This is a genomic window from Intestinirhabdus alba, assembly GCF_009711095.1.
Lineage (GTDB): Bacteria > Pseudomonadota > Gammaproteobacteria > Enterobacterales > Enterobacteriaceae > Intestinirhabdus > Intestinirhabdus alba.
Genome location: NZ_WMJZ01000025.1, coordinates 56,230 through 68,325, shown reverse-complemented (window position 1 = coordinate 68,325; position 12,096 = coordinate 56,230). Strand labels below are relative to the sequence as shown.

The window sequence follows — 12,096 nt, the reverse complement described above, 5'->3', positions numbered from 1 at the left end:
GTAGCATTTTTAACGTGACACAGAATTCTGAACGCTCTCAGTAAAAAGGCAGAGCCTTTGCCCTGCCTTTAACGGTTTCGGCTTGCTTACTTTTTCTGAGCGCGTTCGAAGGAGGCAATAATTTCTGCTTTTGCCGCTTCAGCGTTATCCCAGCCGTCTACCTTCACCCATTTGCCTTTTTCGAGATCTTTATAGTGCTCAAAGAAGTGGGTGATCTGCGCTTTCAGCAGCTCCGGCAGGTCGTTCACATCCTTAATATGATCGTACTCTTTGCTCAGCTTAGTGTGCGGAACCGCGACCAGCTTGGCGTCTTCGCCGGATTCGTCGGTCATTTTCAGCACGCCCACCGGACGGCAGCGGATCACGGAGCCGGGCTGCAGCGGATACGGCGTCGGAACCAGCACGTCAACCGGGTCACCGTCCAGAGACAGGGTGTGGTTGATATAGCCGTAGTTGCACGGATAGAACATGGCGGTGGACATGAAACGGTCTACGAACAGCGCGCCGCTCTCTTTGTCAACTTCGTATTTAATCGGGTCTGCGTTCGCCGGGATCTCAATAACCACGTAGATATCTTCCGGCAGATCTTTACCCGCAGGGACGTTGAGTAAGCTCATGTCTGTTTCCTTAAAATGTGTGGCAAACAAGTGGCGAGTATTATAGCCAACTCGTGCCGAATGTCTCCGCTTGTTTTTGGGAAGCGGCCCTTCCCGCCGCCTTTTCCACCCCTTTCCGCGGCGGTGAAACGCCTCGCCGTCGCCGCCTTTTTCACCGGCGTAACGTCGCCGGCCCGCCTGAACTTAACGACTGTCGATCGGAGGGGAGGGCGATGTGTTAAACCTTTGCGCCAGGAAAGGCGGCCGACGGGGAAAATCAACGTCGCCCCGGCGAACGACGGCAGCGTATTCGGTAACCTCTCCGTCGACAGCGTCGGGCCGCCTCAGGATGTCAGCAGCGCCCCGCGGCTGGCGATGATCTTCTGATACCAGTAAAAGCTCTCCTTCCGGCTGCGCGAAAGCGTACCGGAGCCATCCTGCTGCAGATCGACATAGATAAAGCCGTACCGCTTATTCACTTCCGCCTTCGAGGCGCTAATCAGATCGATGGGACCCCACGAGGTGTAGCCCATCACCTCAACGCCGTCCTCAATGGCCTCCCGTACCTGGACCAGATGATCGTTAAGATAGCTTATGCGGTAGTCGTCATGGATGCGGCCGTCGCGATCGGGTTTATCCTGCGCTCCCAGCCCGTTTTCCACGATAAACAGCGGCTTCTGATAGCGATCCCAGAGAATGTTCAGCAGCGTACGCAGGCCGATCGGATCGATCTGCCAGCCCCACTCCGAGCTTTCAAGGTGCGGGTTTGGCACCATGTCGAGAATATTTCCCCGCAGCTTTTCCACCAGCCCGGCGTCGGCCGTCACGCAGCCGGTCATGTAATAGCTGAAGGAGATAAAGTCTACGGTATGGCCCAGCGCCTCGCGATCCTGCGGCGTAATCTCCAGGTCGATGTGGTTTTCACGGAAATAGCGCCGCATATAGCCCGGATACGCTCCGCGGCACTGCACGTCGCCAAAAAATTGCCACCGGCGATTGTCCTGCAGGGTGGCAAAAACGTCGGCGGGCTTGCAGGTAAGCGGATAGGTCAGCCCCCCCAGCAGCATATTGCCGATTCTGGCGTCCGGGATCAGCTCGCGGCAGGCTTTTACCGCCAGACCGCTGGCCACCAGCTGATGATGGATCGCCTGATAGATCTCCGCCTGGCTGCACCCCGCCCGCAGGCCGACGCCGGTCAGCGGCGCGTGCAGCGACATATTAATTTCATTAAAGGTCAGCCACAGCTTTACCTTGTGCCGATAGCGGGTAAAGACGCAGCGGGCGTAGCGCTCAAAGAAGGTAATAACCTGACGATTGCCCCAGCCGCCGTAGTTTTCAACCAGCCCCCACGGCATCTCGTAGTGCGACAGAGTGACCAGCGGCTGAATGTTATGGCGCAGCAGTTCGTCAAAAAGCTTGTCATACCAGGCCAGCCCCGCTTCGTTTGGCTCCTCCTCGTCCCCCTGAGGGAAGAGGCGCGTCCACGCGATGGAAATGCGTAAGCAGGTGAAGCCCATCTCTGCGAACAGAGCGATGTCCTCGGGGTAGCGGTGATAAAAGTCGATGGCGACATCCTTGATGCTGTGCTCGCCTTCGCGCCTCGCCACAACCTCGCCGAAGATGCCGTTCGGCTGCATATCCGAGGTGGAAATGCCTTTGCCATCCTCCCGCCATGCCCCTTCAACCTGGTTTGCCGCCAGCGCGCCGCCCCACAAAAAGCCCTCAGGAAAGGTAGTGTTCATAAATTTATCCTTTAATTTTAGCGATTAATGTACAGGAAAGGGTCGCCTGCGCGGACGTGAGGCGACGAGTAGCGGTGCTCAAGCCCGCGGTATTCATCGCTGTTGCTCACCATTATCGGCGTGCTCAGATCGAACCCCTTGCTAAGGAGGGCCTCGCGATCGAAGGCGATCAGCAGATCGCCGGGCTGAACCCTGTCGCCCTCCCTGACGTGGGCGGTGAAATGCTCGCCGTTAAGTTTGACGGTATCAATGCCGACGTGGATCAGCAGTTCGATCCCGCTGTCGCTGAGCAGCCCGATGGCGTGGCGGGTGGAAAACAGGCTGGCGATCTCGCCGCTGAAGGGGGCCACTACCTTTCCCTCAGAGGGAATAATGGCGGCTCCTGCGCCCATCAGCCCGCTGGCGAAGGTGGCGTCCGGCACCGCTTCAAGGGGAATGGCGACGCCGCTCAGCGGGGCCAGCAGCGTATTGTCATCGTGCTTCGCCGCCGCCGTGGCGGCGGACGACGCGGTCGGCACCGCAGGCAGTCCGGCAATCATCGTCATCAGGCAGGCAAACAGGAAGGAGACGCCCACCCCGGCGATGGCCCCCCAGACGGTGGCGTCAACGCCGCTCGCCGGAATGGTCTGGGTCAGGGTAAAGATGCTGGCCAGGCCGAACGAGTAGGCCTGGCTCTGGCTCAGGCCGACAATTGCGCCACCAAGGGCACCGCCGAGGCAGCCAAAGATAAACGGACGGCGGTACGGCAAGGTCACGCCGTAGACGGCAGGTTCGGTAATGCCGAATACGCCGGCGATCGCGGCCGAGCCGGAGAGCGCCTTCAGGCGCTGTTCGCGGGTCTTAATAAATACGCCCAGCGCCGCGCCCACCTGGCCAAATATCGCAGGCAGCAGGATTGCCAGCATCGGATCGTGGCCGTTGACCGCCATATTGTTCATCATCAGCGGGATTAACCCCCAGTGCAGGCCAAAGATGACGCAGACCTGCCACAGGCCGCCGAGTATGCCGCCAGCCAGCCAGGGCGCGAACCGATAGACCACCCGAAAACCGGCCGCCAGCAGCTCTCCGAGGCCGGTTGCCAGCGGCCCGATAACCAGAAAGGTCAGCGGAACGGTGACCGCCAGGCAGATCAGCGGCGTAAAAAAGTTCTTCACCGCGGAGGGCATGAATTTGTCGCACTGGCGCTCCAGCCAGCAGCAGAAACCGGCGGCGCAGATCGTTGGGATCACCGACGAGGCGTAGTTGATCAGGACAACCGGAATGCCGAGAAAGGTCTCCGCTGCGCCATCGGCGGCGCGGAAGGCGTCAACCATCGTCGGATGGACCAGCGCGCCGCCTATCACCATGGTTAAAAAGGGATTGCCGCCAAATTTCTTCCCGGCGGTGTAGCCCAGCACGAGCGGCAGAAAGTAGAACAGGGCGTCGCCGGCGGCGAACAGTATTTTCCAGGTTCCGCTGCTCTCATCCAGCCAGCCGCTGGCCTGGCCCAGGGCGAGCAAGCCTTTCAGTATCCCGCAGGCCGCCAGCACGCCGAGAAACGGGGTGAAAATTCCCGACACCATGTCGATAAAGCTGGCCAGCAGGCCGCTTTTGCCCTCCGGCTTTTTTGCCGGGGGCGGCGCGTCATCGCTCAGGCCCGCCGCCTGACAGAGCGCCAGCCAGACCTCGTGGACGTGGTTGCCGATGACCACCTGAAACTGGCCGCCGCTCTCGACGACCATAATCACGTCAGGGTTGGCCTTCAGCCCTTCGGCGTCGGCTTTACCGTCGTCTCTGAGCTTAAAACGAAGCCGGGTTGCGCAGTGTATCAGGCTGCTGATATTGTCCCGGCCCCCCACGTGACGAAGAATGTCGCCCGCCAGCTCTTCGTATTTCATATTTCTTCCTGTTTTCATGCTGTGATAAAAAACGACCGTCCGTTATGCCCGCCCCGGCAGCGGCGCTCCCGCCGGGCTACTGCTTCAGCCGCGCTTCGTATTGCGCCTGAAACTGCGGGGCGTTCCACGCGCCGTCGAAAAGGGTCCAGGTAATGTATCCCTGGCTGAGCAGGCCTGAGTCGGTGTCGCCGCCGGGAGCCGCCAGCGCGGCCGGATTGAGGCGCTGGAGAGCCTTGCCGTCAGCCGTCAGCTCGTAGTCGATCTGCGGCGTCGGGAACATCTCATTTTCCACGTAGCGCACGCCTTTGATATCCGCCTTCGCCAGCGGCGGGTAGTTGATGCTCAGCCCGGAGCCTTTTGGCAGCAGCGGCTTTCCCGGTTCGCGCCCGGCGCTGAGGGTTTCAACCAGCCCGACGACGTAATCGACGGAATCGGGCCAGTAGCGGCGGGTGCTCGGCCATTTATTCTTCATCTCCTGCTCCGTGAAGAGGTAGCCGATACTGGCGGCGATGGCCGGGAAGCCATAGCGCACCGCCCGCGCCGCGGCGCTAACGGTGCCGGAATTGATCTGCGCCATGCCGGTGTTCGGCCCGTCGTTGACGCCGGAGATCACCAGGTCCGGCGGGCTGTTCTTCAGGATGCCCCGCAGCCCGAAATCGACGGCGTCGGCCGGCGTACCGGGGAAGCAGTAGCGTTTATCCGCCGTTTTTTTCACCTCAAACACTCCGCCGGGCCTGAAGGTAATGGCGGAGCCGATGCCGCTCTGGTTGGTGGCCGGTGCCACCATCCAGACGTCAAAACCTTTTGCCGCCAGCTTTTCCTGTAAGGAAACGCTGCCCGGCGATTCGCAGCCGTCGTCGTTAACAATCAGGATGGTTAGCGGTGCCGCTCCGGCGCAGGTCGCCAGGGCAAAGGTGGAGAGAAGGGCGGCGGCGAGAAATTTCATTTTCATTTTCATTTTCATCGTGACTCCTTATTGAGGGCAGGGCGCAAGCTGAATTCGGCGCAAAAAAAAACCTAAGACACCTCTGGCAGCGCGGCTGCAAAAAGTGTCTTAGGTTTTGCCTGAACCAGTAACAATCCCGGGACAGCTATGAAAATACGCCCGGTAATAGATTTCGTCCAGAGGCGTCCGCTAATTTGTGTGATAGCGATCACCTGCATTGTTATTTTCCATACGTCTGTCCCTATCCCCTCCGGGACCAGCTAAAACGCTTTGCGTAGTGTCAGGTAATAAACGGTAAATAGTCGGGCGGTCTGACAGCACCGCTGCAATAAATAAAACGCTGCTGTTTATGATATGAACACGATCACAATTATCTGTTTCTGCATTATGAATTAGATGTCAATGGAAATTATTAGTGCTATGTTCCCGCTTACTGGATTGTTACTGTACCCGTCGTCTTCTGGCGGTATTTCGTTGGCTGCGTGGGATTATCGTGAATATAACGCCCGGCCCTCTGAATACCATCTGAACGGTGATATACCCTCATATTCGCGTTGCATGACAAAACGCAAAGCGTTTTGAAAGGCGCAGGCCCGAAAGGGCAAGGCTTTTTAAAATCGCGCTGCGCGGCAGGCAGCCTGAAGTATGGCGGGTAATGGTCTGTACAGGCAAAACCTACGACTTTCTTCGCGGTCAGCGCTTAATGACCATGAAGAGGGGCGTAGGTTTTTTTGTTTTTAGCGCCTTTAAAAAAACAAAGGGAGCATGACCGATGAAAAAATGGCTACTCGCATTACTGGTTATCGCCAGCGCGGCGACCAGTCCGTCGCTGATGGCGGAAAATAAAACGACCGCCTCGTCTGATGATGAAGTCACCGTCTGGTTCGTCCGCCACGGTAAGACCTTATTAAATACGTTCGATCGCGTGCAGGGCTGGGTTGACTCACCGCTTACCGATGAGGGCAGGCAGGTGGCCCGCTATTTGGGCGAAGGGCTGAAGGGCGTACATTTCGATCGTTTTTACAGCAGCGATGCGGGCAGGCAGCGCGAAACGATGGCGGTTATGCTGAAACAGGCGGGCGTGACCGGGTATCAGCTTAACGAGCTTGAGGGGCTGCGGGAGGCGTTCTTCGGCGGCTTTGAGGGGGGATATAACAAAGATATGGCCGGCGCGGCCGCGCGTCAGCTGGGGCTGTCCGACGCTGCTGCGCTGTTTCGCGCGATGAAGGCGGGCACGTTGCCGGTGCGCGATAGTCAGAACGCGCTGGCGAAGGCCGATCCCATGGGGCTAACGGAAAACTATATGCAGGTGAAGAGGCGCACCCAGGCGGCGCTGACCGACATTATCAGCCGGGCGAAGGCGGCGGGAGATAAAAACGTTCTGGTTATTTCATCCGGCACCGCCATACAGATCATGATCTCCGATCTAACGGATAATGCAGATAAAAATAAGCCGCTTGCCAACGCTGCGGTGGTGAAAATCATCTACAAGGATGGGCGTTATAGCGTACCTGAGATAGGTACGCTGAAGTACGTCGAGGCAGGAAAAAAAGCGCTGGCGGGTAAATAACCCTCTGGTTATCCGGGCTGCGGGTAAGAGTGCCGCCGACGTTTTGCCCGGAAACCGCGCCAACACGGTTTGATTTTATTTTCAGGATCCTGAACGCATCGCTTCTTCTGTAAGTGAGCGCTTGCTTCAATGTTCTCAGGGAAAACCTATGAATCTGATGCGCATTGCCATAGCGGTTATTACGCTTAGTACCTCTGCGGCCGGATGGGCCGCGGAAGAAAGTAGCAAATTACAATTAAACGGTGGTCTTTATGCCGATTCTTTCCTCAGGGATTCGCATTTAACGCTGTCAGCAAAGAATTACTGGAAATACCTAAAGGAGGAAAACGCTAACCCTAAGACCGTGCATAACGCATGGGGCCAGGGTTTTTCAGCAGACTACCGCTCCGGCTATTTTCATGATCTTATTGGCGTTGACGTGGTTTATTACGGAGCCGTGAAGCTGGGTGCCAGCGATTATTTCAACTCGCGCGGCGTTCTGTATAATAACGGCACCGGGAATAAGAAAAGTAACGCCGACGGATATTCGAAATTTGGGCAGCGCAACCTTAAGCTAAAGTATGCGCTGGGGGAGATGCAGTATCACGCCCGCTGGGGCTGGCAGTTGCTGAAGAACTATGGCGTTATCTCTACCTCGACGCGCCTTTCGCCCACCACCTACTCCGGCCTGAGCGGCTCGGTGAGCTATGGCGATTTGACGCTGCGCGGTGCCTGGGTTGAAAGCGCCATGGACCGTAATTCACCGGATAAAAAGCGCTTCACGACCGGCACCGGGCGTAAAATCGACCATCTCGCCACCGGCGATCTGCTGTGGAAACATCCGCAGCTGGAGGTACAGTACGGCTATGGCGAAAGCGCGAACTACCTGCGCCGCCACCTGCTTTTTACCCACGTCCGGCCTCTGCCCCGGCTGACTCTTGGCACGCAGCTGTACGCCACCCGCGCCCTCGACGACTATCGGGCGATGCCGGCGAAAAAACGTGATTTTGACAATAACGCCTGGCATATTGCCCTCGATGCGACCTGGAAAGCGGATCGCTGGAGCAGCAAGTGGGGCATAGGCTATACCGATGCGAAAAAGGCGCACGAGGTGGGTTTTTATCCGCGTCATATGAGCAAGAACTCGCGCGGCACCTTTACCTCGATGGCCTACGCCGGGGATGATTATCTGCGCGACGGAGAGCTGGTGCTGGCCAACATCTCTGACTACAGGCTGACCCCGACGCTGGCCGTCGGGCTGGCGGGAAATCTGGCGCAGTTTAACTATAAGGGGAACCACGTGCGCACCGGCGAGATCAGCGCCTTCAGCCGCTGGGTGCCCGCCGATCCGCAGCTCAAAAACCTGACGGTGTGGCTGATGTTTGGGCCTGGGTGGTCCTATAAAAGCAGCGGGAAAACGCCGGTGCTCACCGACGGCCACTACACACGTACTCATACCCTGTCATCGGAAGTCATTATTGAGTATCGCTTTGACCTGTTCTGAGCCATAAAAAAGTCCGCGATCGCAATCACGTTTTTCGCCGCGGCATTGTATACCCTAAATAATTCGAGTCGCAGGACAAAACGCAGCGCGTTTTAAACAGCCGCAGGCTGCCTCTGATGAGAGACAGGCATGTCTCTCATTAATCCCCGGAAGCTTACCGGAGTAAGTGACCGGGGTGAACGACAACTCTGCCCGGAGCAGATTTGAACGCCGCGCAGCGGCGGCCCGTCAGGGCGAGTCTCATGGATGAGACGAGTAACCCGAAGCCAACGCACATGCAACTTGAAGTATGATGGGTATAAAATAAGCGGTTAGATTGCACGATAGAGTGTTACCGTATTTGGCAGGCAAAACCTGATTTCCGGCAGCCGCCGACGGTCGGGTTTTTTATTTTTTGGGGTTCGTATGAACATAGCCAAAATCCTTAATAATAACGTCGTTGTGATTCTCGATGACCGGCAGCATGAGCAGGTTGTGATGGGGCGCGGCATCGCCTTTCAGAAGCGACCGGGCGATCCGCTGGATGAATCGCGCATAGAAAAGGTGTTCGCCCTGCAGAGCGATGAGCTGGTCAGCCGGCTCGGCGAGCTGATGAGCCAGATCCCGCTGGAGGTGATGACCGCCTGTGACCGGATCATTGAGCTGGCGCGCTCGCGGCTGGGCAGGCTGCAGGAGAGCCTCTACATCACCCTGACCGACCACTGCCACTATGCCATCGAGCGACAAAAAAAGGGGCTGGCGATTAAAAATGCGCTGCTGTGGGAAACCCGCCGCCTGTACCCGCGTGAGTTTGAGCTGGGGCAGGAGGCGCGGGCGATAATTGCCCGGCGGCTGGGGGTTGAGCTGGCGGAAGATGAAGCGGGATTTATCGCGCTTCACCTGGTCACCGCCCAGCTTAACAGCGAAATGCCGGAGGTGATGCATATCACCCGGGTGATGCAGGAGATCCTCAACCTGGTGAAATATCAGCTGCGCCTTGAGTACGACACCAACACGCTGAGCTATCAGCGCTTTGTTACCCACCTGAAGTTCTTCGCTCAGCGCATGTTGACCCGGACGGTGGTGCCGGATGATGACGCTTCGCTGCACTGTGCGGTCAGGGAGAACTACCCGCGCGCCTGGGCCTGTGCGGAAAAAGTGGCGCGCCACCTGCGGCAGACGTATCAGCGGGAGCTGACCACCGAAGAGACGATGTTTCTTGCCATTCACATTGAGCGCGTACGCAAAGAGATCTGAGCGGGCCGCCGGGCGCTAAGGCCCGACGGTGGGAAACGGCGGGTCTGGCGGGGATAACCTCCGCGGATCTGCCGCTGTTTCCGGCGATCAGGCGTCCGGATATTCGCGCAGGAAGCGCTCTACGTCATCAACCATATGGTTATTGCCGACGAAGAACGAACGGCGCTGGTGCAGGCTGGTTGGCGTGATGTCCAGAATGCGCTCCTTGCCATCGCTGGCTTTACCGCCCGCCTGTTCGGCGAGGAAGGCCATCGGATTGCACTCATACAGCAGGCGCAGCTTGCCTTCCGGATGGCTGGCGGTGCTGGGGTAGAGATAGATACCGCCTTTCAGCAGGTTGCGATGGAAGTCCGCCACCAGCGAGCCGATATAGCGCGTGGTGTACGGGCGGTGCGTCGCTTTATCCTCTTCCTGGCAGAATTTAAGGTACTTCTTCACGCCGTTCGGGAAGCGGATATAGTTGCCCTCGTTGATAGAGTAGGTGAAGCCCTTCTCCGGGAAGCGCATCCGCTCCTGGCACAGGCAGAACACGCCCAGTGACGGATCGTAAGTAAAGGCGTGGACGCCGCAGCCGGTGGTATAAACCAGCATGGTTGAGGAGCCATAAACCACATAGCCCGCCGCAACCTGCTTGCTGCCCGGCTGCAGGAAGTCCTCTTCCGTTACCGGCGTGCCGACCGGCGTTACGCGGCGATAAATAGAGAAAATAGTGCCGACGGAGACGTTAACGTCGATATTGGAAGAGCCATCCAGCGGGTCCATCAGCACCACATATTTCGCGTGCTCGCAGCCTTCAAAGACGACGATTTCGTCTTCTTCTTCAGAGGCGATACCCGCTACAATATCGCGCGCCTTCAGTGCTGCTTTCAGTTTTTCGTTCGCGAACAGATCGAGCTTCTGCTGAACCTCACCCTGAACGTTTTCAGCACCGCTGGCACCCAGGATATCGACCAGACCGGCCTTGTTGATATCGCGGTGGATGATCTTCGCGCCCAGCTTTATTGCCGACAACAAAGCAGTCAGCTCGCCCGTGGCATGAGAGAACTCGTGCTGCTTTTCGACAATAAATTCACCTAACGTTTTCATAACACTTTCCCGGCAATGAGTATGGAATAAAGGGACCCCGTTAATCTTAACAAATATTTCAGCCCCTGCGCTTGGGTGAATCGCGCCAGCAAACAACAGATTGTCCTCAAATACGTTTCTCAGTTGCCGGACATGTGCGTAAAATGGCGACCAGATGACAAAAGGACAGTGACGTATGCGCATTCATATATTGGGTATTTGTGGCACTTTCATGGGTGGTCTGGCAATGCTGGCGCGCTCGCTCGGTCATACGGTAACCGGTTCGGATGCTAACGTGTATCCGCCGATGAGCACGCTGCTGGAGGACCAGGGCATTGAGCTGATTCAGGGGTATGATCCCGGCCAGCTCGATCCACAGCCGGACCTGGTTATCATTGGCAACGCCATGTCCCGCGGCAACCCCTGCGTTGAGGCGGTGCTGGAGCGAAGCATTCCCTATATGTCCGGTCCGCAGTGGCTGCACGACTACGTGCTGCGCGACCGCTGGGTGCTGGCGGTGGCCGGTACGCACGGGAAAACCACCACCGCCGGCATGGCCGCGTGGATCCTCGAAGCCTGCGGCTACAAGCCCGGCTTCGCCATCGGCGGCGTGCCGGGCAACTTTGCGGTTTCCGCGCGACTCGGCGACAGCCCGTTCTTCGTCATTGAGGCGGATGAATACGACAGCGCTTTCTTCGATAAGCGTTCCAAATTCGTCCACTACTGTCCGCGCACCCTGATCCTCAATAACCTTGAGTTCGATCACGCGGATATCTTTGATGATCTGAAGGCGATTCAGAAGCAGTTCCACCATCTTGTGCGCATCGTTCCGGGGCAGGGGAAAATTATCTGGCCTGAGCACGATATTAACCTGAAGCAGACGATGGCGATGGGCTGCTGGAGCGAGCAGGAGCTGGTGGGCGAACAGGGCCACTGGCAGGCGAAAAAACTGAACGCCGACGCCTCCGCATGGGAAGTGTGGCTGGACGGCGAGAAGGCGGGCGAAGTGCACTGGTCGCTGGTCGGAGAGCACAACATGCATAACGGGCTGATGGCCATCGCCGCCGCGCGCCACGTGGGGGTTGCGCCCGCCGAGGCCGCCCGCGCGCTCGGTTCGTTTGTTAACGCCCGCCGCCGCCTGGAGCTGCGCGGCGAAGCCAACGGGGTGAGCGTATATGACGATTTCGCCCACCACCCGACGGCGATACTGGCGACCCTTGCCGCCCTGCGCGGCAAGGTGGGCGGCACCGCGCGGATCGTCGCGGTACTGGAGCCGCGCTCCAACACCATGAAAATGGGGATCTGTAAGGACGATCTGGCACCGTCGTTAGGACGGGCCGATGAGGTATTTCTGCTGCAGCCCCAGCACATCCCGTGGCAGGTTTCCGAGGTGGCCGACGCCTGCGTACAGCCCGCCCACTGGAGCAGCGATGTGGATGCGCTGGCGGATATGGTGGTGAAAACCGCCCAGCCGGGCGATCACATTCTGGTGATGAGCAACGGCGGCTTCGGCGGCATCCATCAGAAGCTGCTGGATAAACTTGCAGCAAAAGCTCAACGATAAGCCAAAAATTTGTTTTA

Annotated in this window: 9 protein-coding genes; 4 read left to right on the top strand and 5 right to left on the bottom strand. The window is 58.0% G+C overall.

What is annotated here, in order from left to right; genetic code table 11:
- Positions 1-86 precede the first annotated feature (86 nt).
- From ppa to surE, 4 genes are all read right to left on the bottom strand, one after another.
- Positions 87-617, bottom strand: coding sequence for an inorganic diphosphatase (gene ppa, locus GJV78_RS16835; protein ID WP_155109425.1), 531 nt, complete (start codon positions 615-617; stop codon positions 87-89).
- A 323-nt stretch (positions 618-940) separates the two neighbouring features.
- The gene (locus tag GJV78_RS16830) at positions 941-2,338 is read right to left on the bottom strand and encodes a glycoside hydrolase family 1 protein (protein WP_155109424.1); all 1,398 of its coding nucleotides are present in this window, start codon (positions 2,336-2,338) and stop codon (positions 941-943) included.
- Positions 2,339-2,355: 17 nt separating this feature from the next.
- Positions 2,356-4,215: a PTS beta-glucoside transporter subunit IIABC gene (gene bglF / locus GJV78_RS16825; RefSeq protein ID WP_155109423.1), complete on the bottom strand. Its 1,860-nt coding sequence runs from the start codon at positions 4,213-4,215 to the stop codon at positions 2,356-2,358.
- A gap of 76 nt (positions 4,216-4,291) precedes the next feature.
- Positions 4,292-5,167, bottom strand: coding sequence for a 5'/3'-nucleotidase SurE (surE, locus tag GJV78_RS16820; RefSeq protein WP_155109429.1), 876 nt, complete (start codon positions 5,165-5,167; stop codon positions 4,292-4,294).
- 766 nt (positions 5,168-5,933) lie between these two features.
- Between surE and GJV78_RS16815 the strand changes: the two genes are divergently transcribed.
- From GJV78_RS16815 to licT, 3 genes are all read left to right on the top strand, one after another.
- Positions 5,934-6,731 (top strand): histidine phosphatase family protein, encoded by a 798-nt coding sequence (locus tag GJV78_RS16815; protein ID WP_155109422.1) that lies wholly within the window; start codon positions 5,934-5,936, stop codon positions 6,729-6,731.
- Between the two features lie 178 nt (positions 6,732-6,909).
- Entirely contained in the window at positions 6,910-8,214 is a 1,305-nt protein-coding gene (locus GJV78_RS16810) for an OprD family outer membrane porin (RefSeq protein WP_407929062.1), read from the top strand.
- Positions 8,215-8,619: 405 nt separating this feature from the next.
- Positions 8,620-9,450 (top strand): BglG family transcription antiterminator LicT, encoded by an 831-nt coding sequence (gene licT / locus GJV78_RS16805; RefSeq protein ID WP_155109421.1) that lies wholly within the window; start codon positions 8,620-8,622, stop codon positions 9,448-9,450.
- 87 nt (positions 9,451-9,537) lie between these two features.
- Here licT and fbp read toward each other — a convergent pair whose 3' ends face one another.
- A complete protein-coding gene (fbp, locus tag GJV78_RS16800; protein WP_155109420.1) occupies positions 9,538-10,536 on the bottom strand; it encodes a class 1 fructose-bisphosphatase in 999 nt (332 codons plus the stop codon).
- Positions 10,537-10,711: 175 nt separating this feature from the next.
- Here fbp and mpl point away from each other — a divergent pair, with 175 nt between their 5' ends.
- Positions 10,712-12,079 (top strand): UDP-N-acetylmuramate:L-alanyl-gamma-D-glutamyl-meso-diaminopimelate ligase, encoded by a 1,368-nt coding sequence (gene mpl, locus GJV78_RS16795; protein WP_155109419.1) that lies wholly within the window; start codon positions 10,712-10,714, stop codon positions 12,077-12,079.
- Positions 12,080-12,096: the final 17 nt, after the last annotated feature.